We start from the raw sequence: 23,236 nt of genomic DNA on the forward strand, positions 1-23,236 counted from the left end.
GCGGCAAGCTATCAATCGGCGTGAATAGGGTAAAGACGATTCACTTCCAAACCGTACCGTGGCCGACCGCCCACGAGGGCCACACACGCGGCTCCCGCGCGGCAACCGGCGCGCAGCGCGGCCTCTTCTCCGGCGCCTCGCAGGGACGCGGTGAGATATCCCGCCGCGAAGGCGTCACCTGCCCCCGTGGTGTCCACGACCTCGGCGCGGATCCCCTCCACGGTAGCCACCACCCGGCCTCCGGTGGCCGCCAGAGCGCCCTGGGGTCCCAGCTTGACCACCGCGGTGCCGTACCTCCCGCTGAGGATCTCCGCGGCGCGGCCGGGCGTCGGCGCGCCGGTGAGCAGCAGGGCCTCGTCGAGGTTGGGGATGATCAGGTCGGCGCCGGCCGATTCGGCCAGGAAGCGTTCGACGCCGAACTCCCGCAGCGGCCCGGTCGAGGCCGGATCGACGCTGACGCGCACCCCCGCGGCGGCCGCCTGCGCCATGGCGAGCCGGGCCAGCCGCAGCCCCGGCTCGGCGAACATCGTGTACGCCGACAGGTGCAGCAGCCCGGCGCCGGGGAGGAGCGAGACGTCCCAGTCGTCCGGGGAGATCCGGCCGCCGGCCCCGCGATTGGTGAGCATGGTGCGTTCGCCCGTCGCGTCCACCATGGCGATGACGACGGCCGTCGGGTGGCCGGGGTCGACGGCGAGGTGGGGGCGCACCCCGGTGCGGCGCAGCTCGTCGGCGTGCCACTCGCCGGTGTCGCGGCCGACCCGGGCCAGCAGGCGGACGTCGCCGTCGGGGCCGGCCAGGTGGGCGGCCCAGGCGGCGGTGTTCGCGCCGGAGCCGCCGGGACGCAGCACGATCTCCGCCGCGGTGTCGGTGCCGGGCGCGAGCGGGGCGCCGTGCAGGGCCACCACGTCGGTGACGACGTCGCCGACGACCAGCAGTCCGGGGGCGGGCGGGCCCGCGTGGGTCACGGGCGCGACCAGGCCAGGGCGATCCGCGCGGCGAGCGCGGTGTTGCCGCGTACGGCCGCCAGGTTGGCCTCCAGGGAGGCGCCGCCGGTGCCGCGCACCAGGTAGCCGAGCAGGAACGGCGTGATCGCCTGGCCGGTGACGCCGTCGCGGTCGGCCGCGGCCAGCGCCTCGGCCAGCACCCGGTCGTGCAGGGCCGGGTCGAGCTGCCGGTCCTCGGGGACCGGGTTGGCGACGATCAGCGCGGTCTCCTGGCCGCCGAGCGCGTCCTGGCCGCGCATGATCGCCGCGGCCTGCTCGGGCGTCTCGATCCGCCAGTCGACCGGCTCGCCGGAGGAGTGCAGGTAGAAGCCGGGGAAGGTGTCGGTGCGGTAGCCGGCCACGGTGACGCCCCGGGTCTCCAGCCGCTGCAGCGTCGCGCGCACGTCGAGGATCGACTTCACGCCCGCGCACACCACCGTGATCCGGGTACGGGCCAGGGTGTCGAGGTCGGCCGACTCGTCCTGCTCCTCGGTCCAGCCGCGGTGCACCCCGCCGAGGCCGCCGGTGGCGAAGATCCGGATGCCCGCCCGCGCGGCCAGGAACGACGTGGCGGACACGGTCGTGGCGCCGCTCGCCTTCAGCGCCGCCGCCACCGGCAGGTCGCGCTGGCCGAGCTTGCGCAGGCCCGGCTCGATCGCGATGCGCTCCAGCTGGGCCTCGTCCAGGCCGATCCGGGCCACGCCGTCGAGGACGGCGATCGTGGCCGGCACGGCGCCCGCCTCCCGGACGATCCCCTCCAGCTCCCGGGCGACCTCCAGGTTGCGCGGCTGCGGCAGCCCGTGGGAGATGATCGTGGACTCCAGCGCCACGACGGGGGCGCCGGCGGCGAGCGCCGCGGCCACCTCGTCGGACGGCTGGAGCAGAGGCGTGGTGGTGCTGTGCATGTGGGTCTGATGCTCCTCGTACGTCTACGGGTCCGGCGGTGAAGCGCACGTCAGTGTATTTCACCTGGTGCGCTCGCCTGCGAGGGCGTACGTCCGGATTCAGGTGAGGAGCGCGACGCCGGCCAGCGAGACGGCGGCGAGCAGGCCCGTCGCGATGCCGCCCAGCAGCAGGACGCGTCCGCCCCGGGCCAGCTTGCGCGCGTCGATGCCGGTGCCCAGGGCGAACAGGGCGGCGGCCATGAGCACGGTGGTGACGTCCGGCAGGACCGCCGTCACCGGGCGCGGCACGAGACCGAGGCTGCGCAGCGCGACCGCCCCGAGGAAGCCCGCCACGAACAGCGGCATCACCGGCGGCCGCCCCCGGCCGCCCGGGGTGGCGGCGGACGGGCCGCCACCGCCCACGCCGGGGCAGGACGTGCCGGGGCCTGACGCGCCCGGGGCGGCGGCGGGGGTGGCGAGGGCGGGAGCCGGTGGGGCGGGCATGGGGGCGGGCGCGGCGACGGCGGGCGTGGGCTTGGTCGTGGTCGTGGTGAGGGCGACGAGGGGGGCGAGCAGGAGGACGCGGCCGAGTTTCACGGTGATCGCCGTGGCCAGCACGCCGGAGGCCGACCCGATCGCCGCGACCTGGGCCACCTCGTGCACCGCCGCGCCGGTCCACAGCCCGAGCTGGGCCGGCGACAGCCCCAGCCAGGACGCCGCCAGGGGCACGGCCACGATGGCCGCGCTCCCGTACAGCACCACGACGCCGAGTGCGGCCGCCGCGTCGTCGTCCGTGGTGACGGGACGCCCGCCGGGGCCGGGTACGCGCGTGGCGTCGTGCATGGCGGCGATGGCGGCGGCGCCGCAGACGGACACCCCGGTGGCGACGAGCAGCGAGGTGCCGGGCGGCAGCCCGAGCCGCCTGCCGATCGGCGGCGTGAGCCAGAACGTGACCCCGGTCGCCGTCACCACGACCGCCACCGTCGGCCAGCCCATGGCCAGCACCTGCGGCACCGCGATCTGCAGCCCCAGCAGCACGATGGCCGCCCGCAGCACCCGCCGGGCCGCGAACGCCAGCCCGGGACGCAGCCGGGGGCCGGCGCCGCCGAGGTTGGCCAGCAGCGCGCCCGCCGCCACCGCCACCACGGCCGGGCTGAGCGCGGGGACGAGCCGGTTGACGGCCAGCGAGAGAATCACGGCGAGCGCGGTCGCGACCAGGCCGGGCAGAAGCATGTCCCCAGTCTTCGCGGGGCGGAAGGGGGCCGGTAGCCGCGGATCGGCTGGGAGGTCATAGCCTGGGGCTATGACCGAGCTGCCTGATCTCGTCTCGCTCCAGCTGCTGGTCGACGTGCGCGAGCTGGGCAGCCTCGGCCAGGCGGCCCGGGCGGCCGGCATGGCGCAGCCCTCCGCCAGCAAACGCATCGCGCAGCTCGAACGCCGCCTCGGGCTGCCCCTGCTGGAACGCTCGCCGCGCGGCTCGACCCTCACCGCCGAGGGCGAGACGGTGGCGGGCTGGGCCGCCCAGGTGCTCGCCGCCGCCCACGAGCTGGTGCGCGCCGCGCGGGCCGTGCGGCACCGCGGCGCGGCGCACCTGCGGGTGGCCGCCAGCATGACGGTGGCCGAGTACCTGATGCCGCGCTGGCTCGGCGAGCTGCAGCACCGCGAGCCCGACGTCCAGGTGGGCCTGGCCGTCGTCAACTCGGCCGACGTGGCCGCCCGGGTGCTCGCGGGGGAGGTGGAGCTGGGGTTCGTGGAGGGGCCGAGCGTGCCCGCCGGGCTGGCGCGCCGCGTCGTGGGCACGGACCGGCTGGTGGTGGTCGTGGCGCCCGGCCACCCGTGGGCGCGCCGCCGCACGGCGCTGCGGGGCGCGGAGCTGGCCGCCACCCCGCTGGTCGTCCGCGAGCCCGGCTCGGGCACCCGGGTGACGCTGGACGTGGCGTTCGCGGGCCTGGGGCAGGCCAGGCCCCGGCTGGAGCTCGGGTCCAACTCGGCCGTCAAGGGTGCGGCACAGGCGGGGGTGGCGCCCGCGGTGCTCAGCGGGTACGCCGTCGAGGCCGAGCTCGCCGCCGGGCGGCTGGTGGAGGTGCCGCTGGACGGGGTGGACCTGGCCCGGAGCCTGCACGCGGTGTGGCGGCGCGGCCGCCCCCTCACCGGCCCGGCCGCCACCCTGCTCGGCATCGCCGGGCCCGCCTGACCGCCCGGTGGCCGGGTCCGCTCGGCGGGCCGTAGGGTGCCGCTATGAGCAGGTATGACGTCGTCATCGCCGGTGGCGGGCACAACGGGCTCGTCGCCGCGGCCTACCTGGCGCGCGCCGGGCGGAAGGTCCTCGTCCTCGAACGGCTCGGTCACGCCGGTGGCCTGGCCGTCTCCACCCGCGCCTTCCCCGGCGTGGACGTACGCCTGTCGCGCTACTCCTACCTCGTCAGCCTCCTTCCGGCGAAGATCGCCCGGGACCTCGGCCTCGGCCTCGAACTGCGCCGCCGCCGCTACGCCTCCTACACGCCCAGGGGCCGCACCGGCCTGCTCGTCGACAACGGCGACGCGGCGCGCACGGCCGCCTCGTTCCGCGACGTCACCGGGGGCGAGGCCGATCACCGGGCGTGGCAGGACTTCTACGGCCTCGTCGCGCGGGTCGCGCGCACGCTGGCGCCGACGCTGCTGGAGCCGCTGCGCCCCGCCGCCGAGATCGAGCGCCTGGTCGGGCCGCGGGCCTGGCGCGAGCTGTTCCAGCGGCCCATCGGCGAGGTGGTGGACGAGCGGTTCGGCGACGACACGGTCCGCGGGGTGGTGCTGACCGACGCGCTGATCGGCACGTTCGCCGACCCGGCGGCCGACCTGCTGGCCAACCGGTGCTTCCTCTACCACGTCATCGGCGACGGCACCGGGGAGTGGAACGTCCCCGTCGGCGGCATGGGCGCGGTCTCCGGCGCGATCGAGGCGGCGGCCAGGCGGGCCGGGGCGGAGATCGTGACCGGCGCCGAGATCGTCGGCATCGCGCCGTCCGGCGAGGTGACCTTCCGCACCGGGGCCACCGGAAAGGCCGGCGGCGAGCCCGACGAACGGCACGACGGGCGGCACGACGGGCGGCACGACGGGGCGCACGACGGGCGGCGCGACGAGGAGCACACGGTGACGGGCGGGCACGTGCTGGTCAACCTGCCGCCCGCCGTGCTCGACCGGCTGCTCGGCCGCCCTGCCACGTTGCCGGAGGGCGCGCAGCTCAAGGTCAACATGGTGCTGTCGCGGCTGCCCCGCCTGAAGGACCCGGCCGTGGACCCGAAGGCCGCCTTCAGCGGCACGTTCCACATCAACGAGGGTCGCGACCAGCTCGCCCGCGCCTACCAGCAGGCGGCCGCCGGCCGGATCCCCGACCTGCCGCCGGCCGAGGTCTACTGCCACTCGCTGACCGACCCGTCCGTACTCGGACCGGAGCTGCGCGGCCGGGCCGAGACGATGACGCTGTTCGGCCTGCACATGCCCGCCCGGCTGTTCCGGGAGGACCCGCGGCGGGCGCGGGCCGAGGCGCTGCGCGCCACGTTCGCCTCCGTCGACTCGGTCCTGGCCGAACCCCTGGAGGATTGCCTGCTGCGCGCCCCCGACGGCACGCCGTGCGTCGAGGCCAGGACCCCGGTGGACCTGGAGACGGAGACCGGCCTGCCGGGCGGCCACATCTTCCACCGCGACCTGGCCTGGCCGTACGCCGACGAGGGCGGCTGGGGCGTCGAGACCGAGCACGAACGGATCCTGCTGTGCGGCGCGGGCGCCCGCCGGGGCGGCGGCGTCAGCGGCATCCCCGGTCACAACGCCGCCATGGCCCTGCTGACGGGCGGCGGACGGCCGTGACCCCTCATCGGGTTCTCATGATGAGCGCCTACCTTGAGCGGCATGAGTGAGGTGGCACGGCTGCTGGTGGTCGACGACGAGCCCGCGCTGCGCGAGGCGTTGCAGTCCAGCCTGGAGTTCGAGGGCTACCGGGTCGCCACGGCCGACGACGGGCAGGCCGCGCTGGACGCGCTGGCCCGCGAGCCGTACGACGCCGTGCTGCTCGACGTCATGATGCCCCGCCTCGACGGGCTGACCGCCTGCCGGCGGCTGCGCGCCTCGGCCAACCACGTGCCCGTCCTCATGCTGACGGCCCGCGACGCCGTGGGCGACCGGGTCTCCGGTCTCGACGCCGGCGCCGACGACTACCTGGTCAAGCCGTTCGAGCTGGACGAGCTGCTGGCCCGGGTGCGCGCCCTGCTGCGGCGCAGCGCGCTGCGCGACACTCCCGCCGACGGCGCCCTGGCCTACGCCGACCTGCGGATGGACCCGGCGACCCGGGAGGTGACGCGCGGCGGGCGGGTGCTCGACCTGACCCGCACCGAGTTCCTGCTGATGGAGCTGTTCCTGACGCATCCGCGACAGGTGCTGACGCGCGAGCAGATCCTCGGCGAGGTGTGGGGGTTCGACTTCGAGCCGACGTCCAATTCGCTGGACGTGTACGTGATGTACCTGCGGCGCAAGACCGAGGCCGGCGGCGAGCCGCGGGTGATCCACACCGTGCGCGGGGTCGGGTACGTGCTGCGGGCGGCGCCGTGAGGCGAGGCAGCCTGCGCTCACGGCTGACGCTGCTGGTGGCGGTGGCCGTGGCGCTGGCCGTCGCGATCAGCTCCGGCGCCTGCTACATGATCGTCCGCCAGCAGATGTACGACCAGATGAGCCGCGACCTGCGGCCCGACCCGGGTGACTCGCCGTACCAGCGGAAGAAGGACCTCGAGTACGTCGGCTCCCACTGCACGACCGACGAGCGGATCGCGGGCGACTTCCAGCCGCCGGAGATCAACCAGCTCATCTTCAGCGACGGCCGCCCCACCTGCCACCTGGGCCCGCCCATCGTCGTCAGGGGCGGCGACCGGCGCATCGCGGCGTACGGCGGCGACCACGTCTACACCGGCGCGACCGCCGACGGCACCCCCGTGCTCGTCTACGTCGAGGGGGTCGAGCCCGGCATGGCCAGGATGAAGGCACGGCGGCTCGACCAGATCCAGGACCCGCTCAACATGGTCGCCCTGCTGCTGGGCGCGGTCGCCGCCCTCGGCGTGCTCGGCGCGGCCCTGGCCGGGTGGGTGGTCTCGCGGACCGCGCTGGCCCCGGTCGGCCGGCTCACCCGGGCCGTCGAGCACATCGCGCAGACCGAGGACCTCACCACCCGCATCCCGATCGCCGGCACCGACGAGATCGCCCGCCTAGGCTCGTCGTTCAACGCGATGACCGCCGCCCTGGCCGGCTCGCGCGAACGCCAGCAGCAGCTCGTCGCCGACGCCGGCCACGAGCTGCGCACGCCCCTGACCACCCTGCGCACCAACATCGACCTGCTGCTGCGCAGTGAGCAGACCGGCCGCAGCCTCGACCCGGCCGCCAAGAAGCGCCTGCTGGTCAACGTGAAGGCGCAGTTCGCCGAGCTGTCCACGCTGGTCGGCGACCTGCTCCAGCTCGCCCGCGGCGACACCGACCACGAGCCGCACGTCGAGCTGGCACTGCACGACGTCGTCGAGGCCGCCGTCGACCGGGCCCGGCTGCGCGGCGCCGAGGTCACCACCGACCTGCGCCCCTGGTACGTCGTCGGCGGCGCGGCCTCCCTGGAACGTGCCGTGCTCAACCTCATCGACAACGCCGCCAAGTTCGGCCCCGGCCAGGTGGACGTGGCGCTGGACGACGGGGTGCTGACCGTGCGCGACCGCGGCCCCGGCATCCCGGAGGAGGAGCTGCCGCACGTCTTCGACCGCTTCTGGCGCTCCCCGACGGCGCGCGGCATGCCCGGCTCCGGCCTCGGGCTGGCGATCGTGGCGCAGGCCGTGGCCGAGTCCGGAGGACAGGTGCGCCTCGCCAACGCCCGCGAAGGCGGCATCGTCGCTACGATCACGTTGCCGGGCAAATCTCATCCTGCCCTCAGAAACGAGTAAGTCCCCTTAAATCCTGAACCCCTGAACTGTTGGGCATGGAGACAACAGTGAAGACGCGCCTGGTCGAGGTCGTCGTCCCGGTCCACAACGAGCAACGGGCGCTACGGGAGAGCGTCACCCGGTTGCACGGTTACCTCACCGGCACGTTCCCGTACGGCTTCCGCATCACGATCGCGGACAACGCCAGCTCCGACGGCACCTGGCACGTCGCCCGGGGGCTCGCGGCGGAGCTGCCGCACGTACGGGCCGTCCACCTCGACGCCAAGGGCCGGGGCAGGGCGCTGCGCCACGTCTGGTCGGCCAGCGACGCGGACGTCGTCAGCTACATGGACGTGGACCTGTCCACCGACCTCGACGCCTTCCTGCCGCTGGTCGCACCGCTGTTGTCCGGCCACAGCGACCTGGCCATCGGCACCCGGCTGGCCAGGACGTCGCGGGTGGTGCGCGGGCCCAGGCGCGAGTTCATCTCCCGCTCGTACAACCTGTTGCTCCGCTCGCTGATGGGGGCGCGGTTCTCCGACGCCCAGTGCGGGTTCAAGGCCGCGCGCACGGAGGTCGCGCACGCCCTGCTGCCCGCGGTGGAGGACGAGGAGTGGTTCTTCGACACCGAGCTGCTGCTGCTCGCCGAGGGGGCCGGGCTGCGCATCCACGAGGTGCCCGTCGACTGGGTCGACGACCCCGACAGCCGCGTGGACGTCCTGCGCACCGCCCTCGACGACCTGCGCGGCATGGCCAGGGTCGCCCGCCGGACGCTGTGGGGGGCGGCCCGCCTGCCCGTGCCGCCGCCGGTGCGGGAGGCGCGGCTGCCGCGCGGCATGGCGCGGCAGCTGCCCAGGTTCGCCGTCGTGGGCGTGGCCAGCACGCTGGCCTACCTGGCGCTGTTCTCGCTGCTGCGGCAGGGGGTGCCCGCCCTGACGGCGAACGCGGTGGCGCTCCTCGTCACCGCCGTGGCCAACACCGCCGCCAACCGCCGCTTCACCTTCGGCGTGACCGGCTCGGCAGGGGCGCTGCGGCACCAGGTCGAAGGGCTGGTCGCGTTCCTCGTCGGGCTGGCCCTCACCACCGGCGGGCTGGCCCTGCTGCCCGCCGGCGTCTCGCACGGGGTGGAGCTCGCGGCGGTCATCACCGCCAACGCCCTGGCCACCCTGATGCGCTTCCTGCTGCTGCGCGTGTGGGTCTTCAACCCGAGGCGGAGGCAGGGCCGGTGACCGCCACCCTGACCGGGCCGGCGCCCGGGCCCGCGCACCGCCGTGCCTCGCTCGCCGGCCGGATCCTGCTCGGCGGCGGCGACACCCCCCGCTGGTCGCGGCCCGCGCTGTGCGGCGTGCTGGCCGCCGCGTTCGCGCTGTACGCCTGGGCGCTCAGCGGCGACGCGAACGCCTACTACGCCGCCGCCATCCGGTCCGGCACCACGAGCTGGAAGGCGTTCTTCTTCGGCGCGCTCGACGCCGGCTCGTTCATCACGGTGGACAAGCCGCCGCTGGCACTGTGGGTCATGGGCCTGTCGGCGCGGATCTTCGGGTACGGCACCTACAGCATGCTGCTCCCGCAGGCGGTCGCCGGCGCGGCCACCGTCGCGCTGGTCCACTCGGCGGTCCGGCGCGGCCTCGGCCCCGGCCCGTACGCGCACGCCGCGGCTCTCGTGGCGGCCGTCGTCATGACGCTGACGCCCATCACCGTGGCGATCAACCGGGACAACAACCCCGACACGCTTCTCGTCCTGCTGCTCGTGGCGGCCGGCTGGTGCTGCCTGGAGGCGCTGCGCGCCGGCCGCTCGCGCCTGCTGCTGGTGTGCGCGCTGCTCGTCGGCCTGGCGTTCCACACCAAGATGCTGCAGGCGTACGTGGCGGTGCCCGCCTTCGCGCTGGCCTACCTGGTGTGCGCGCGGACGCCGCTCGTCCGGCGGTTCGGCCACCTGCTGGCCGCCGGGACGGTGCTGGTCGCGGCCAGCGCCTGGTGGATGGTGATCGTGGACCTGTGGCCCGCCGACTCCCGCCCGTACATCGGCGGCTCCACCGACAACTCCGTGTGGGACCTGGTCATCGGCTACAACGGCCTCGGACGGATCTTCGGCCAGGGCGGCGGGTCCGGCGGGTTCGGCGGCGGCGCGTCCTTCGGCGGCGCCTCCGGGGCCGGGCGGCTGTTCAACGACGTCATGGCGGGCCAGATCTCGTGGCTGCTGCCGTTCTGCGTGCCGGCGCTGGCCCTTGCGGCGGTGTCGGGCTGGTCGTGGTGGCGTGCCCGCAGGGCGGCCGCGACGCCCGTGTCGTCGGTGCTGCGCCAGCCGGGCGCGCCGTGGCTCATGTGGGGGGTCTGGCTGGCCGTCCACTTCGCGGTGTTCAGCTTCTCCAGCGGCACCTTCCACCCGTACTACACGACGGCGATGGCCCCGGCCGTGGCGGCGCTCACCGGGATGGGCGCGGTCCTCATGTGGCGGGTTCACCGGCACTCCCGCGCCTGGTGGTGGGTGCTGCCGCTGGCGGTCGCGGTCACCGGAGGCTGGTCGTTCACCGTGCTGCGCCGCACCCCCGACTGGCTGCCGTGGCTCGCCTGGGCCGTGCTCGCCGCCACCGTGCTCGCCACGGCCGGGCTCGTCCTGGCCCGGACGGGCCGGGGCGCCCTGACGCGGCCGGCCGTGGGCGTGCTGCCGTTCGTGCTGGTGGCGGGGCTCGCCGGGCCGGCGGCGTACGCGGTGACGCCGTTGCGGTCGCCGGTCAACGGCACGAACCCGACCGCCGGCCCCGCCACGGGCGGCATCCCGGGACGGCCGGGCGGTCCGGGCACTCCGGGCGGCCCAGGGATGCGCCCCGGTGAACCGCCCTCCGGTCCCGGACAGGACAGCAGGACGGGCCGGCCGGCCGGCGGGTTCGGCGGCGAGCCCGACGGCGCGCTCGTCGCCTATCTGAAGGCGAACCGGGGGACGGCCGCATGGCTCGTCGCCGTCGGCAGCGCCCAGCAGGCGTCCGGCCTCATCCTGGCCACCGGCGAACCGGTCATCGCGATGGGCGGCTTCACCGGCCGTGACCCCGCCATGACCGTCGCCCGCCTGCAGCGCCTCGTCGCCTCCGGGCGCCTGCGGTACGTGCTGACGGGCGGCGGTGGCGGCCCGGGCCGCGGCGACAGCGAGGTCACCGCCTGGGTTCAGCGGAACTGCGCGGCCGTGACCGGCCACGACGGCCTCCACGACTGTTCGGCAGCCGGGTGACGCCCCGGATGTCCCGCCGTGGGCCGATAAGCTTGGCCGGTGCGGAGTACGACCCGGGCCGAGCAGGCCGACCAGCGCAGAGCCGAGCTGCTCGAGGCCACCCGCAAGGTGGTGCTCGAACGCGGCCTGGCCAACACCCGGATCGCCGACATCGCCAAGTCGATCAACGTCAGCGGCGGGCTCATCCACTACCACTTCGCCACCAAGGACGAGCTGATCACCGCCATGCTCAGGGCCACGCTCGACATCGAGAGCGCCCGGCTCGACGAGCTCGCCGCCGGGCCCGGCACCGCGGTGGAGCGCCTGGACCGGGTGCTGCAGTACTACATCCCGGAATCCAGGTCCGACCAGAGCTGGCTGCTGTGGATCGACGCCTGGAACACCGCGCTGCGTGAGCCCGCCGTCAACGGCATCATGCTGGAGCTGGAGACGGCCTGGCTGGACGCGCTGGCCCGGGTGCTGGCCGACGGCACCCGGACGGGCGAGTTCGCCTGCGACGACCCGGCGGGCGCGGCCGAGCGCATCGACGCCATGCTGGACGGCCTCGTGATCCGCTACACCCTGCACCCCACGGTCCTCAGCCGTTCCCGCCTGCTCGACCACGCCCGCACGGCCGCCGCCCGGGAGGCGGGCATCTCACCCGACGCCTTCGCCTGACAGCGCGTACGGCCCGCCCCCGCCTTACGCGCGGGCTGGGCGACCTTCCCGCGCGGGGGCTGGGCAACGGCCGCTCGACCACGCGCTGCGGGCCCGGGTCCTGGGGCGGCGAGGACGCGCCCGCTTCGGGGCGCGCCGGCTCGCCGGTCAGGCGGGCAGGGCCGCGAGAAGGAAGGCGAGGCGGGCGGCGGCGGCCTCCACGTCGTCGGTGGTGCCGAGCCGGTAGCCCCACGAGGTGACGAAGCTGCCGTCGTCCGAGCAGGTCACGCTCTCGGCGAGGGTGGCGGAGAAGCGGTTGCGCACCGACACGTACGCGGGGTCGCTCGCCAGCGCCAGGCTCTGGATGGTGAGGTCGGCATGACGACCGGCACACCACGCGAACCGCTCCAGGCTGAGCGCGGTATCAAGCATCATGCGTCACCTCCGCAACGTTCTCGCGACAGAATTGCACGATCTTGTGGAGGCGGGCAAGCAATTGCGCGGATTAAGAGACGGATTGTTTGCGGTAATCGTCAAGAATGCGGAGGATCACGTCGCGTCCCGGCTCGTCGAACGCCGCCACCTTGGCGTAGTCGTCGAAGGCGCGGATGTAGAAGGCGATGTCGTCGGGATCGCGCAGGACGAGGTCCTTGGTCATGGTGGCGACGCCGACCATGCCCTCGTTGTAGATCCAGAATCCGTTGACGGGAGCCGAGGGCAGCTCGGCGCCGAAGGGGATGACGCCGAACTCGACGTTGGGCAGGCTGCTGACGGCGATCAGGCGGTCGAGCTGGCCGCGCATGACGTCGACCGGGGCGAGCCGGGTGCGCAGCGCCGACTCGGGCAGCACGAACCTGAACGTCCGGCTCCGGTCGTAGAGGATCTCCTGCCGCTGCATCCGCACCCGTACGGCCGCGTCGATCTGCTCGGGGGCGCTGTAGAGGCGTCTGACCTTGCGGAAGATGTGCCGGGAGTACTCGGCGGTCTGCAGCAGCCCGACCACGATGTTCGGCTCGAAGACCCGGAACAGCCTGGTGCGGGCCTCCAGGTCGCGGATGTCCTCCTGGAGGGCGGCCAGGCCGCTGCGGTGGCGCTGCTTCCAGTCGTCGTGCCGTTCGAGCAGCGCGATGGCCTGCGCGATCAGCTCGTCCGCGGCCTCGGGCGGGGCGTGTACGGCCTGCGCCCACACGACGACGTCGTCCTCCGTCGCCGTCTGCCGGGCGTTCTCCAGGCGGGAGACCTTCGAGGGCTGCCAGCGCAGCCGCTCGGCCAGGTCCTTGCCCGACAGGTGGGCGGCCTCGCGCAGCGCACGGAGCTGGTTGCCGAGGTCGACGCGCGCCTGCTGAAAGGACGTCACGCGGCAAGAGGCTAGACCCGCTCCCGCCGATCATGCCAGGGGCAGTCGCGCAATTGTGATCAAGTGGTGGCGGATGGTGGCGGGCCGGGCGCGGGGGACGGGACCGCCGGCGAGTCGGACAGCACCCGGCGGGCGATCTGCGTGATCAGCTCCCGTGGCACCTCGACCGCCGCCTCGCCGTCGAGCACGTCCCGCAGGTCGGCCAGCGCCTCGGGGTCGGTGACCTGCAGCCCCTGCACGACGATCGTGCCGCGGTCGGTCTCGTAGAGGGTGGGGCAGGCGCCCGCCTCCGAGGTGGAGCCGAGGAACCGCATGCGCATGGAGAGCCCTTCTCTCAGCGGAGATCTGCAATTGCGCGCAATTGTACGGCCATAAAGGGCAAAGTTGATCGTTCTACGAGAAACCGTCATATAAGACGCGCTTGGCTCGTGTTGCTGACAGATCCGGAACTCCGTCCACCACGGGACGGCGCTCCCGCGCGGTGCGACTCAGCCCAGCGCCTGCATGAACGGCAGGAACTGCCGGGACCGGTCACCGGGCGGCAGCCCGTCACGCGCCATGAGCGACACCGCCCACGGCTCGCCCATGCCGTGCGCCTCGGCCCACCCGATCAGGTCCGCCTGCGCCACGTCGATGTCCATCCGCACCTCGCCCCCGGCGTGCAGGGCGAGGTCGCCGATCAGCGCCTGCGCGGTCGCCAGGTCCCGGGCCACCACGGGGCCGATGACGACGTCGCCGTCGTTGCGCCAGCAGTGCCCGAACCCGCCGTCGGCGACGAGCACCCGCTCGCCGAAGCCGGCCATGCGCCGCAGCAGCGCCGACCGGTCGGCGCCGAACACCTCGGCGTCGAGCGCCAGGATCATGCCGAGGTCGTCGTCGGTGGCCGGCCGGGTCCGGCCGGACGGCTCTCCCCGGAAGACGCCGGTGTGCTTGACGACCCGGCTCAGGACGCGGAAGCCGAGCTGCTCGTAGAGGGGGCGGCCGGCGTCGGTGGCGTGCAGCGAGACCGTGCGCTCGCCGGCCTCGGCCAGCACGTGCTCCATCAGCTTGCGCGCCAGCCCCTGGCGGGCGTAGCGGGAGGCGGTCAGCACCATGCTGATCACCGCGTGGTCGTGGCCGTAGCGGGTCAGGACGTTGGTCGCCGCGAGCCCGTCGCCGTCGGGCGCGTCGATGCCGTAGCCCTCGCCCACGTCGAGCAGCAGCCCCCACTTGTGCCGCTCCGGCCCCCAGTCGCGGCTCTCGGCCAGCCGGGAGCACGCGTCGAGGTCGTCGAGGGTCAGACGGCGGATCAGCATGCGGTCATCCTTCCGCATGCCGGACCGGCGGCTCAAAGGGTTTTGCCGCCGCCCGCCGCCCGCCGCCCGCCGCCCGCCGCCCGCCGCCCGCCGCCCGCCGCCCGCCGCTCGCCGCCCGCCGGGCGGACGGGGACGCCCTGATCGGGTTTCCGCGGCCGCCGTACCGGACAGGATGAGGGGAGTGTGTTGTGGCGGTTGATGTGGGTGGGACAGCCCTGCGGCAGGGGTGGCCTCATCAGCCGCGACGGCACCGGCGGCGTCAGGCGTCCGCGAGGAGGCGGCGTGGCCCGGCGCCCTCCCCGCCGAGCCGGTCGCCCGGGTTCACCAGGGCGCACCGCTCGAACGACAGGCAGCCGCAGCCGACGCAGTCCGTGAAGAGGTCGCGCATCCGTTCCAGCCGGGCGATGCGCGCGTTCAGCTCCTCGCTCCAGCACTGCGAGGCCCGCCGCCAGAACTCCGGAGTCGGATGCGCCCCCTCCGGCAGGAAGGCGAGCACGTCGCGGATCACCGACAGCGGCATCCCGACCGTCTGCGAGGCACGGATGAAGGCCACCAGGCGCAGCGTGGAGCGGTGGTAGCGGCGCTGGTTCCCGGCGGTGCGGCGGCTGCGGATGAGGCCCTCGCGCTCGTAGAAGCGCAGCGCGGACGTGGGCACGCCGCTGCGTCCGGCCAACTCGCCGATGGTGAGCTCCTTGGCCGGAGCGGCAGGGACGGTCATGCCGGCCAGCCTAACTTGACTTCAACAAAGGTTTAAGTTCGAGCATGGACCCATGAACACGACAGACAAGATCTTGGTCATCGGAGCCACGGGCAACATCGGCCGGCACCTGGTGCCCCTGCTGGACGAGGCCGGTGTCCCGGTGCGGGCGCTGACCCGCGATCCCTCGCGGGCCGGGCTGCCCGGCGGTGTGGAGGCGGTGCGCGGGGACCTGACCGACCCCGAGTCCGTGGAGAAGGCGTTGCACGGCGTGAGCTCGGTGTTCCTGCTGTGGCCGTCCTTCTCGGCCGCCGGGGCGGAGCCCGTCGTCGAGGCGATCGCCCGGCACGCCCGCCGGGTCGTGTACGTCTCCGCCTTCTCCGTCCGGGACGGGGTCGACGCGGCGCAGAACGGGGTGTGGGGCCAGATCGAGGAACTGGTGCGGCGGTCCGGCGTGGAGTGGACGTTCCTGCGGGCCGGCGGGTTCGCCACCAACACCCTCAACTGGGCCGAGCAGATCCGGACCCGCGGCGTGGTGCGCGCGCCGTACGCCGGCGCGGCGCGTTCGCTCATCCACGAGGCCGACATCGCCGCCGTGGCCTTCCGGGCGTTGACCGAGGACGGCCACGCCGGCCGCAGCCTCGTGCTCACCGGGCCGGAGATCGTCACCCAGGCCGACCAGGTGCGCATCATCGGCGAGGTCATCGGCCGCCCGCTGCGCTTCGACGAGCAGCCCCGGGAGGAGGCCCGCGAGGAGATGATCGCCGCCTGGGGCGACCCCGCGACGGTGGACGGCGCGCTCGACCACTGGGCCTCCATCGTGGCCGAGCCGGAGCCGGTCACCACGACCGTCGAGGAGGTGACCGGCCGCCCCGCCCGCACCTTCCGCGCGTGGGCGCACGACCACGCGGCCGACTTCCGGTAGGCGCGGGACGTCGCCGATGCCTGGGCGTACCGCCTTGAGAGGTCAGGGACGCGGCAGGCCGGCGGGAGCCGCACCGACACACTGGCCACCTATAGTCGTCAAACCCGGTGAGTCACACGTCACTCGTAACTGGAAACGGAGTTGCAGTGCATCCACTTGGCCGGGTTGACGTCACGGCTGGTGTTTCCGGACCAGAACACGCATGACTCCAGGCGCCTTTCACCGCCGACCTGCATCGGCCCTGTCGCCCGGACATAGATGGGACCCGCGTAGTACCTGAAGGAACCCTGCTCGATGCCGCCCTGGTCGAGCACCGGCCTACCGTGCGCCGCCCGATGGAGCGAGGCGGTGACGGGGGTGGGTCTCCCGAGGTCCTGTCTCTTCAGCGTGACGACGCAGTTGGTGTTCTTCCGCCTGTCGCGCATGAGGTAGACGTCCGCGGTCCGGAGCCTGACGTGGTTGACGGTCTTGTAGCCGCTCCCGCACACCGCGTGGGGCTGGTACGGATTCCGCCCCTGCGTGGAACCGGCGTCGGCCTGAGCCGGTATGGCGAGCGCCGCGGCTGCGGCCGTTGCGATCACCCCTGCGACAATGCTTGTCGCCCTTCTCATCTTGTGCCCCCTGATGCCCCTATATAGAACCGTCCCGCCGCGTCGGGCATGGATGATCCTTTATATCGCTTGCTGGGGCATAAGGGCAGATCGTCTAGCGGCCCCTCACGCACCTTCGGCCGGGTGACTGGTCCGGCTCCGGTGGGGTGAGCCGACGGTGGAACCGGTCTCGGGCAGGGTCTTCAGGACGGAGGGAACCCCCCGCCGGTGGTCGCGGTCAGCAGGTGGGCGGGCAGCTCGACGGGCCGGGCCCGCAGCTCCTCGCCCAGCGCCTTGGCCTGCGGGTCCATCCGGGTGCCGGCCGCCACACCCCGCCCCAGCAGGCCGTGGACGACGAAGTTCAGGGCCTTGAGGTTGGGCAGCTCGTACCGGTCCACCCGGTACGGGGCCAGGGCGGGCAGCAGTTCCTTCAGACGGGCCGGGGTGAGCGTGGCCGCGAGCCAGGAGTACTGGGCGGCGGTGGTCACCCAGACGCCCAGGTTCGCGTTGCCGCCCTTGTCACCGGACCGCGCCCCCGCGACGCGGCCCAGCGGCACCCGGACCGTCGGCCCCTCGCCCCCGGGCACGCCGGCGACCTCCCCGCGCCCGGTGATCTCCGCGCGCCCGGTGACTTCGGCGTGTCCCGGGGTCTCGGCGTGTCCCGGGGTCTCCGCCTGTCCCGGGGTCTCGGCGTGTCCGGCGGCCTCGGTGCCCCTGGCTGCCTCGGCGTGCCCGGCGGTCCCGGTGCGCCCGGTGGCTTCGGCGTGCCCGGCTGTTTCCTGCGCGGGCGGGGCGGGGGCGGCCGGAGGGGGTGGCGTGGTGACGCCCCCGGTCGCGGAGGGCGGCCCGAGGTCGTCCGGCAGCCGTACGCCGTCGAGGAAAACCTCCGCGCGCACCTCACCCGCCGGCACCAGCACCGGCCAGTAGACCCCGTACGGCGAGGCGTCGCCCGGAGGGGAGAGGGCGTGGAAGCCCGGATAGCTGGCCAGCCCCGTCTCCACCACCGCCGAGGAGAAGGCCCGGCCCACCCGGCGCGGGTCGGCGTCCATGACGGTGATCCGCAGCAGCCCGCCGTCCGTGAGCGTCACGTCGACGGTGTCGAACGACTCGCGCGGCACCCGCGCCCAGATCGCCTCCTCCGCCAGCCGTGCCTTGGCCCCGACGTCGAGGCCGGTCAGCACCAGCGTCATCGAGTTGCGGTAGCCGCCCGGGTAGGTGACGGCCACCTTGAGCGTGTCCGGCGGCGGCTCGCCCCGCACGCCGGAGACGCGGACCCGGTCGGGGCCGTCGTCGGACAGGACGACGGTGTCGAAACGCGCCACCACGTCGGGGCCGAGGTAGCGGGGCCCGGCGATCTCGTACACGAGCTGCGCCGTGACCGTGCCCGTGGAGACCAGCCCGCCCGTGCCCGGATGCTTGGTGATGACCGACGACCCGTCGGCGTGCAGCTCGGCGATCGGGAATCCGCAGTGAGCCAGGTCCGGCACCTCACGGAAGAACGCGTAGTTGCCGCCCGTGGCCTGGCATCCGCATTCGATGACGTGCCCGGCCACCACCGAGCCGGCCAGCGCGTCCAGATCGTCCGGCCCCCACCCGTAACGCCACATGCCGGGCCCCGTCACCAGGGCGGCGTCCGTGACCCGGCCGGTGACCACCACGTCGGCGCCCGCCGCGAGGGCGGTGGCGATCGGGCGGCCCCCCAGGTAGGCGTTGGCGGTCAGCGGGGTCGCCGCCAGGCTCTCGCCGGTGTCGGCATTCGTCAGGTCGAGGTCGCGGCCGATCAGGTCGTCGCCGGTCACGTGCGCGACCCGGGGCGACAGACCGAGCCGGGCGGCCAGCTCGCGGACCGCCGCGGCGCAGCCGGCCGGGTCGAGGCCGCCCGCGTTCGTGACGATCCTGATGCCGCGGTCGAGGCACGGCCCGAGCACGTCCTCCAGCTGCCGCAGGAACGTCGGAGCGTAGCCGGGGCGGCCCTTGAGCCGGTTGCCGGCCAGGATGAGCATGGTCAGCTCGGCCAGCCAGTCACCGGTCAGCACGTCGATCGGGCCGCCCTCGACCATCTCGCGGGCCGCGGAGAGCCGGTCGCCGTAGAAGCCGCTGCAGTTGGCGACGCGCAGCATCAGGACGTCTCCCCGCCCGGCGGCACCCAGGCGGCGGGCCGCTTGGCCATGAACGCCGCGATGCCCTCCTGGCCCTCCTCCGAGGTGAACCGCTGCGCCGACAGGGCCGTCATCCGCCGCAGCCCCTCCTCGAACGAGACGCCCGGCAGATCCCTGACCAGCCGCTTGGTGATGGCGAGCGACTCGGGCCCGCCCTTGACCAGCATGCCGGCGTAGTGCTCGACCGTCGCGTCCAACTCGTCGGCGGGCACCGCCCGGGTGAGCAGGCCGATCTCCACGGCTCTCGCGGCGTCGAACACCTCGCCGGTCAGGAAGTACTCGGCGGCCGCCCTCGCGTGCAGCCGGCGCAGCACCGGCACCGCGATCATGGCGGGGACGACGCCGAGCCGTACCTCCGTGAACGCGAACGACGCCGTGTCCGGTGCGATGGCGAAGTCGCAGGCGGCGACCAGGCCGAGCCCGCCCGCCCGCGCCGTGCCGTTGAGCCGGCAGATGACCGGCTTCGGGCTCTCCCAGAGCAGCGCGAGGATCTCGGGGAGTGACGCGGTGACCGGGGCGTCGGCGGCGCCCGAGGCGCGGTCGGCCCGCTGCTCCTTCAGATCGGCGCCCGAGCAGAACACCGGGCCCGTGCCGGTCAGCACGATCACCCGCGCCTGCGGCTCGGCCAGCGCCCAGCCGAGACTCTCCTTCAGTTCGGCGAGCAACCGGACGGACAGCGCGTTGCGGTTCGGCGGCGAGTCGAGCGTGATCGTCGCGACGCCGTTCGCGAGCTCCTTGTGGACCAGCCGCGTCATGGGTGTTCCTCCTGAGTGTTCCTCCCGGCGGTCTCCTCGATGACCGCCAGCACCGCTCCCGCCCGCACCTGCTGCCCCTCCTCGACGTGGACGCCGGAGACGACGCCGGCGGCGGGCGCGGCGATCCGATGCTCCATCTTCATGGCCTCCAGCACCAGCACCGGCTGCCCCTTCGCCACCCGCTCACCCTGCCGCACCTCGACGCGCAGCACGCTGCCGGGCATGGGGGCGAGCAGCGATCCCGGCGCCACCGTCGCCACGGGCTCGGGCAGCACCGGCAAGGGGGTCAGCTCGGCCCGGCCCCCCGGCGAGTCGACGTACACCTTGGCGACGTGCGCCGGGTCGCCGCCGCGGGCCCCGTCGTGGGCCCCGTCGTGGGCCCCCTCCCCGGCCCTCTCGCCGGCCGCGTCATGGGCCGCGTCGTGGGCCGCGTCGTGGGCGCCGTACAGGGCGACGTCGAACGTGTGCCGCAGGCCGTCGCGTTCCAGCACCACCCGGTCCGGCGCGGCGGCGACGACCGTCACCCCGGCGGGCAGCGGCTGGTAGACGACCTCGGCCTCGGCGAACCTCGCCCGTTGGGGCTGTGACCGGACGTTGCGCCAGCCGGAGGGCAGGCTGCCGAGCACCGGCGCCGCCCGCCGCCGCGCCGCGGCCATGGCGAGCGCCGCCGCCAGCACCGGCAACGCCACCGCGCGGGCAGCACCGTCGTCCCCGCCGGCCTGGTCCGCACCATCGACCGCCTCGTCCGCCCCTCCGGCCGGGTTCGTCCCATGGGCGGTCGGGTTTCGGTCCGTCCCGCCGGTTCGGTCCGTCCCGCCGGTTCGGTCGGTCCCGTGGACGGTCGCGTCCGTCCCGCCGGTCGGGCCGGTCCTGTGGGCGGTGTCCGGGGCCTCGGGATTCGGGGCCGGTCCGAGCCGTGCGCCGGAGGAGAGGGCGGCGCGGTGGTCGTCCAGGAAGCCGACATGGGTGTCACCTGCCAGGAACCCCGGGCTGGTCAGGATGTCGAGGAGCAGGTCCCGGTTGGTGGTGACGCCGTGCAGCCGGGCGCGCCGCAGCGCGGTCGTGAGCTTCCTGACGGCCTCCGCGCGGCTCGCCCCGTGGGCGACCACCTTGGCCAGCATCGCGTCGTAGTGCGGCGAGACCTCCGACCCCGACTCCACCCCGGAGTCCACCCGCACGTCACCCGGGATCTCGAACCGCCACAGCACCCCCGTCCGGGGCAGGTAGTCGCGGTCCTCGGCGTACAGCCGGGCCTCCACGGCGTGCCCGCGCGGCCCCGGCGGCGCGCCGTCGAGGGCGGCCCCCTCGGCCACCGCGAGCTGCAGCCGGACCAGATCGACCCCGTGCACCAGCTCGGTCACCGGGTGCTCGACCTGCAGGCGGGTGTTCATCTCCAGGAACGCCACCTGATCGCCCCGCACCAGGAACTCGACCGTGCCCGCGCCCACGTAGCCGATCGCGCGGGCCGCCCGGACCGCGGCCTCCCGGAGCAGGGACCGGGTCTCCTCGCCGATCCCGGGCGACGGGCACTCCTCCACGACCTTCTGGTGACGCCGCTGCACGCTGCACTCGCGCTCGCCGAGCGCCCACACCGTGCCGTGCCCGTCGGCGAGGAGCTGCACCTCGACGTGCCTGGCCCGGTCGAGCAGTGGTTCGACGAACACGGTGCCGTCGCCGAACGCCGCCTCCGCCTCCCGCCGCGCCGAGGCCACCTCCCGCGCCAGGTCGGCGGCGGACCGCACCACCCGCATGCCCCGCCCGCCGCCACCGGCGGACGCCTTGACCAGCACCGGATACCGCCAGTCGGCTGGAAGGGCCGCGTCCGGCTCCAGCGACGGCAGGACGGGCACCCCCGCCTCGGCCATCAGCCGCTTCGCCGCGACCTTCGACCCCATGGCCGCGATCGCCTCCGGCGGCGGCCCGACCCACACCAGGCCCGCCTCCAGCACGGCCCGCGCGAACTCGGCGTTCTCCGACAGGAACCCGTAGCCGGGGTGCACCGCGTCCGCCCCGGCCGTCCGGCACGCCGCCAGTACGCGCTCCACGTCGAGGTACGTCTCCGCCGGGCGCACACCGCGCAGCCGCACCGCGTGGTCGGCCTCCGCCACGTGCGGCGCGCCGACGTCCGCGTCGGAGAACACCGCGACCGTCTCGATGCCCAGTTCCCGGCAGGTCCGGAAGACACGCCGCGCGATCTCCCCCCGGTTGGCCACCAGCAAGCGCGTGATCACGGCCGGAACACCCCGTATCCCGCGGGCTCCGGCACCGGAGCGCTGTTGATCGCCGACAGGCACATCCCCAGGACGGTGCGGGTGTCGCGCGGGTCGATCACCCCGTCGTCGTACAGCCGCCCCGACAGGAAGAACGGCAGCGACTCCGCCTCGATCTGCGCCTCCACCATCGCCCGCATCGCCGCGTCGGCCTCCTCGTCGTACGCCTGACCGCGGGCGGCGGCCGAGGCGCGGCCCACGATCGACAGCACGCCGGCGAGCTGCGCCGGCCCCATCACGGCCGACTTCGCGCTCGGCCAGCTGAACAGGAACCGCGGGTCGTAGGCCCGCCCGCACATGCCGTAGTTGCCCGCGCCGTAGGAGGCGCCCATCACCACGGTCAGGTGCGGCACCGTCGAGTTGGACACCGCGTTGATCATCATCGCGCCGTGCTTGATGATGCCGCCCTGCTCGTACTCCTTGCCGACCATGTAGCCGGTCGTGTTCTGCAGGAACAGCAGCGGCGTGCGCGACCGGTCGGCGAGCTGGATGAACTGCGTCGCCTTCTGCGACTCCGCGCTGAACAGCACGCCCCGGGCGTTGGCCAGGATGCCGACGGGGTAGCCGTGCAGGCGGGCCCAGCCGGTCACCAGCGACTCGCCGTAGAGCGGCTTGAACTCCTCGAACACGCTGCCGTCCACGATCCGCGCGATCACCTCGCGCGGGTCGAACGGGATCTTCAGGTCCTCCGGCACGATCCCGAGCAGCTCCTCGGCTGGGTACGCCGGCTCGCGCACGGGCCCCGGCCGGACGCCCAGCTTGCGCCGGCCGAGCGAGCGGACGACGCGCCTGCCGATCCGCAGCGCGTCGTACTCGTCCAGCGCCAGGTAGTCGGCCAGGCCGCTGGTGCGGGCGTGCATCTCGGCCCCGCCGAGCGACTCGTCGTCGGACTCCTCGCCGGTCGCCATCCTCACCAGCGGCGGGCCGCCCAGGAACACCTTGGCGCGCTCGCGGACCATCACCACGTGGTCGCTCATGCCGGGCACGTACGCGCCGCCCGCCGTCGAGTTGCCGAACACGAGGGCGATCGTCGGGATGCCCGCCGCCGACAGCCGGGTCAGGTCGCGGAACACCCGCCCGCCCGGGATGAAGATCTCCTTCTGCGTCGGCAGGTCCGCGCCGCCGCTCTCGACGAGGTTGACGAACGGCAGGCGGTTGGCGAAGGCGATGTCGGCGGCCCGGAGCGTCTTCTTCAGCGTCCACGGGTTGGAGGCGCCGCCCCGCACGGTGGGGTCGTTGGCGGAGATCACGCACTCGACGCCCTCGATCACCCCGATCCCCGTCACCACGCTGGCGCCCACCGGGAAGTCGCTGCCCCAGGCGGCGAGCGGCGACAGCTCCAGGAACGGCGAGTCGGGGTCGACGAGCAGCTCGATCCGCTCCCTGGCCAGCAGCTTGCCGCGGGCGCGATGCCGGGAGACGTACTTCTCGCCGCCGCCCGCCACCGCCTTGGCTTGCTCGGCCTCCAGAGCGGCCAGCTTGTCCAGCATGGCCGCGCGCCGCCGCAGGTGCTCGGGGTCGGCGGGATCCAGTCT

21 protein-coding genes are annotated in these 23,236 nt (G+C 74.3%); 8 read left to right on the forward strand and 13 right to left on the reverse strand.

Annotated features, from left to right (window positions below; translation table 11 throughout):
- Positions 1-11: 11 nt before the first annotated feature.
- From CXR44_RS09905 to CXR44_RS09915, 3 genes are all read right to left on the reverse strand, one after another.
- The gene (locus CXR44_RS09905; protein ID WP_101784796.1) at positions 12-965 is read right to left on the reverse strand and encodes a carbohydrate kinase family protein; all 954 of its coding nucleotides are present in this window, start codon (positions 963-965) and stop codon (positions 12-14) included.
- Positions 962-1,888, reverse strand: coding sequence for a pseudouridine-5'-phosphate glycosidase (locus tag CXR44_RS09910; protein ID WP_101784798.1), 927 nt, complete (start codon positions 1,886-1,888; stop codon positions 962-964). Before CXR44_RS09910 ends, CXR44_RS09905 begins: the two co-directional genes overlap by 4 nt.
- 99 nt (positions 1,889-1,987) lie before the next feature.
- Entirely contained in the window at positions 1,988-3,100 is a 1,113-nt protein-coding gene (locus CXR44_RS09915) for a YeiH family protein (RefSeq protein ID WP_180903285.1), read from the reverse strand.
- Positions 3,101-3,170: 70 nt separating this feature from the next.
- Here CXR44_RS09915 and CXR44_RS09920 point away from each other — a divergent pair, with 70 nt between their 5' ends.
- The 7 genes from CXR44_RS09920 to CXR44_RS09950 are packed head-to-tail and all read left to right on the forward strand — an operon-like array spanning position 3,171 to position 11,674.
- The gene (locus CXR44_RS09920; protein ID WP_101784802.1) at positions 3,171-4,061 is read left to right on the forward strand and encodes a LysR family transcriptional regulator; all 891 of its coding nucleotides are present in this window, start codon (positions 3,171-3,173) and stop codon (positions 4,059-4,061) included.
- Between the two features lie 44 nt (positions 4,062-4,105).
- Positions 4,106-5,710, forward strand: a complete 1,605-nt coding sequence (locus CXR44_RS09925; protein ID WP_101784804.1) for a phytoene desaturase family protein — start codon at positions 4,106-4,108, stop codon at positions 5,708-5,710.
- Positions 5,711-5,752: 42 nt separating this feature from the next.
- Complete coding sequence (locus CXR44_RS09930; RefSeq protein WP_101784806.1) at positions 5,753-6,448, forward strand: response regulator transcription factor; 696 nt, start codon at positions 5,753-5,755, stop codon at positions 6,446-6,448.
- A complete protein-coding gene (locus CXR44_RS09935; RefSeq protein ID WP_245899028.1) occupies positions 6,445-7,812 on the forward strand; it encodes a HAMP domain-containing sensor histidine kinase in 1,368 nt (455 codons plus the stop codon). The genes CXR44_RS09930 and CXR44_RS09935 overlap by 4 nt, the downstream gene beginning before the upstream one ends.
- Before the next feature lie 35 nt (positions 7,813-7,847).
- On the forward strand, positions 7,848-9,020 hold the full coding sequence (locus tag CXR44_RS09940) for a glycosyltransferase (RefSeq protein ID WP_101784808.1): 1,173 nt from the start codon (positions 7,848-7,850) through the stop codon (positions 9,018-9,020).
- Complete coding sequence (locus CXR44_RS09945) at positions 9,017-11,017, forward strand: mannosyltransferase YkcB-related protein (protein WP_245899029.1); 2,001 nt, start codon at positions 9,017-9,019, stop codon at positions 11,015-11,017. The genes CXR44_RS09940 and CXR44_RS09945 overlap by 4 nt, the downstream gene beginning before the upstream one ends.
- Positions 11,018-11,056: 39 nt before the next feature.
- On the forward strand, positions 11,057-11,674 hold the full coding sequence (locus CXR44_RS09950) for a TetR/AcrR family transcriptional regulator (protein WP_101784812.1): 618 nt from the start codon (positions 11,057-11,059) through the stop codon (positions 11,672-11,674).
- A gap of 147 nt (positions 11,675-11,821) precedes the next feature.
- Here the strand turns inward: CXR44_RS09950 and CXR44_RS09955 are convergent, their stop codons facing one another.
- The 5 genes from CXR44_RS09955 to soxR all read right to left on the reverse strand — a co-directional run bounded on the left by CXR44_RS09955 (position 11,822) and on the right by soxR (position 15,023).
- Positions 11,822-12,088, reverse strand: coding sequence for a hypothetical protein (locus CXR44_RS09955; RefSeq protein WP_101784814.1), 267 nt, complete (start codon positions 12,086-12,088; stop codon positions 11,822-11,824).
- 70 nt (positions 12,089-12,158) lie between these two features.
- Positions 12,159-13,010: a helix-turn-helix domain-containing protein gene (locus tag CXR44_RS09960; RefSeq protein WP_101784816.1), complete on the reverse strand. Its 852-nt coding sequence runs from the start codon at positions 13,008-13,010 to the stop codon at positions 12,159-12,161.
- A gap of 59 nt (positions 13,011-13,069) precedes the next feature.
- Positions 13,070-13,330 carry a hypothetical protein gene (locus tag CXR44_RS09965; protein ID WP_101784818.1) on the reverse strand — a complete coding sequence of 87 codons (261 nt, stop codon included), beginning with the start codon at positions 13,328-13,330 and terminating at the stop codon, positions 13,070-13,072.
- Between the two features lie 168 nt (positions 13,331-13,498).
- Positions 13,499-14,305 carry a GNAT family N-acetyltransferase gene (locus tag CXR44_RS09970; protein ID WP_219601724.1) on the reverse strand — a complete coding sequence of 269 codons (807 nt, stop codon included), beginning with the start codon at positions 14,303-14,305 and terminating at the stop codon, positions 13,499-13,501.
- A gap of 259 nt (positions 14,306-14,564) precedes the next feature.
- Positions 14,565-15,023: a redox-sensitive transcriptional activator SoxR gene (gene soxR / locus CXR44_RS09975; RefSeq protein WP_101784822.1), complete on the reverse strand. Its 459-nt coding sequence runs from the start codon at positions 15,021-15,023 to the stop codon at positions 14,565-14,567.
- A gap of 52 nt (positions 15,024-15,075) precedes the next feature.
- Here soxR and CXR44_RS09980 point away from each other — a divergent pair, with 52 nt between their 5' ends.
- Positions 15,076-15,927, forward strand: coding sequence for an SDR family oxidoreductase (locus CXR44_RS09980; RefSeq protein ID WP_101784824.1), 852 nt, complete (start codon positions 15,076-15,078; stop codon positions 15,925-15,927).
- 119 nt (positions 15,928-16,046) lie between these two features.
- Here CXR44_RS09980 and CXR44_RS09985 read toward each other — a convergent pair whose 3' ends face one another.
- From CXR44_RS09985 to CXR44_RS10010, 5 genes are all read right to left on the reverse strand, one after another.
- Positions 16,047-16,508 (reverse strand): hypothetical protein, encoded by a 462-nt coding sequence (locus tag CXR44_RS09985; RefSeq protein WP_101784826.1) that lies wholly within the window; start codon positions 16,506-16,508, stop codon positions 16,047-16,049.
- A gap of 212 nt (positions 16,509-16,720) precedes the next feature.
- Positions 16,721-18,637 carry an acyclic terpene utilization AtuA family protein gene (locus tag CXR44_RS09990; protein WP_101784828.1) on the reverse strand — a complete coding sequence of 639 codons (1,917 nt, stop codon included), beginning with the start codon at positions 18,635-18,637 and terminating at the stop codon, positions 16,721-16,723.
- Positions 18,637-19,431 (reverse strand): enoyl-CoA hydratase-related protein, encoded by a 795-nt coding sequence (locus CXR44_RS09995; RefSeq protein WP_101784829.1) that lies wholly within the window; start codon positions 19,429-19,431, stop codon positions 18,637-18,639. The genes CXR44_RS09990 and CXR44_RS09995 overlap by 1 nt, the downstream gene beginning before the upstream one ends.
- A complete protein-coding gene (locus CXR44_RS40065; protein ID WP_219601725.1) occupies positions 19,428-21,662 on the reverse strand; it encodes an acetyl/propionyl/methylcrotonyl-CoA carboxylase subunit alpha in 2,235 nt (744 codons plus the stop codon). The genes CXR44_RS09995 and CXR44_RS40065 overlap by 4 nt, the downstream gene beginning before the upstream one ends.
- Positions 21,659-23,191, reverse strand: coding sequence for an acyl-CoA carboxylase subunit beta (locus CXR44_RS10010; RefSeq protein ID WP_101785387.1), 1,533 nt, complete (start codon positions 23,189-23,191; stop codon positions 21,659-21,661). Before CXR44_RS10010 ends, CXR44_RS40065 begins: the two co-directional genes overlap by 4 nt.
- Between the last annotated feature and the right edge of the window lie 45 nt (positions 23,192-23,236).

The sequence above is a fragment of the Nonomuraea indica genome (assembly GCF_002850745.1).
GTDB classification, from domain to species: domain Bacteria; phylum Actinomycetota; class Actinomycetes; order Streptosporangiales; family Streptosporangiaceae; genus Nonomuraea; species Nonomuraea indica.

Excerpts from the sequence above, each read along its gene's own strand:
- CXR44_RS09910 (WP_101784798.1), bottom strand. The coding sequence starts at position 1,888 with ATGCACAGCACCACCACGCCTCTGCTCCAGCCGTCCGACGAGGTGGCC.
- CXR44_RS09915 (WP_180903285.1), bottom strand. The coding sequence starts at position 3,100 with ATGCTTCTGCCCGGCCTGGTCGCGACCGCGCTCGCCGTGATTCTCTCG.
- CXR44_RS09920 (WP_101784802.1), top strand. The coding sequence starts at position 3,171 with ATGACCGAGCTGCCTGATCTCGTCTCGCTCCAGCTGCTGGTCGACGTG.
- CXR44_RS09925 (WP_101784804.1), top strand. The coding sequence starts at position 4,106 with ATGAGCAGGTATGACGTCGTCATCGCCGGTGGCGGGCACAACGGGCTC.
- CXR44_RS09930 (WP_101784806.1), top strand. The coding sequence starts at position 5,753 with ATGAGTGAGGTGGCACGGCTGCTGGTGGTCGACGACGAGCCCGCGCTG.
- CXR44_RS09940 (WP_101784808.1), top strand. The coding sequence starts at position 7,848 with ATGGAGACAACAGTGAAGACGCGCCTGGTCGAGGTCGTCGTCCCGGTC.
- CXR44_RS09955 (WP_101784814.1), bottom strand. The coding sequence starts at position 12,088 with ATGATGCTTGATACCGCGCTCAGCCTGGAGCGGTTCGCGTGGTGTGCC.
- CXR44_RS09965 (WP_101784818.1), bottom strand. The coding sequence starts at position 13,330 with ATGCGCATGCGGTTCCTCGGCTCCACCTCGGAGGCGGGCGCCTGCCCC.
- CXR44_RS09970 (WP_219601724.1), bottom strand. The coding sequence starts at position 14,305 with ATGCTGATCCGCCGTCTGACCCTCGACGACCTCGACGCGTGCTCCCGG.
- soxR (WP_101784822.1), bottom strand. The coding sequence starts at position 15,023 with ATGACCGTCCCTGCCGCTCCGGCCAAGGAGCTCACCATCGGCGAGTTG.
- CXR44_RS09980 (WP_101784824.1), top strand. The coding sequence starts at position 15,076 with ATGAACACGACAGACAAGATCTTGGTCATCGGAGCCACGGGCAACATC.
- CXR44_RS09990 (WP_101784828.1), bottom strand. The coding sequence starts at position 18,637 with ATGCTGCGCGTCGCCAACTGCAGCGGCTTCTACGGCGACCGGCTCTCC.
- CXR44_RS09995 (WP_101784829.1), bottom strand. The coding sequence starts at position 19,431 with ATGACGCGGCTGGTCCACAAGGAGCTCGCGAACGGCGTCGCGACGATC.
- CXR44_RS10010 (WP_101785387.1), bottom strand. The coding sequence starts at position 23,191 with ATGCTGGACAAGCTGGCCGCTCTGGAGGCCGAGCAAGCCAAGGCGGTG.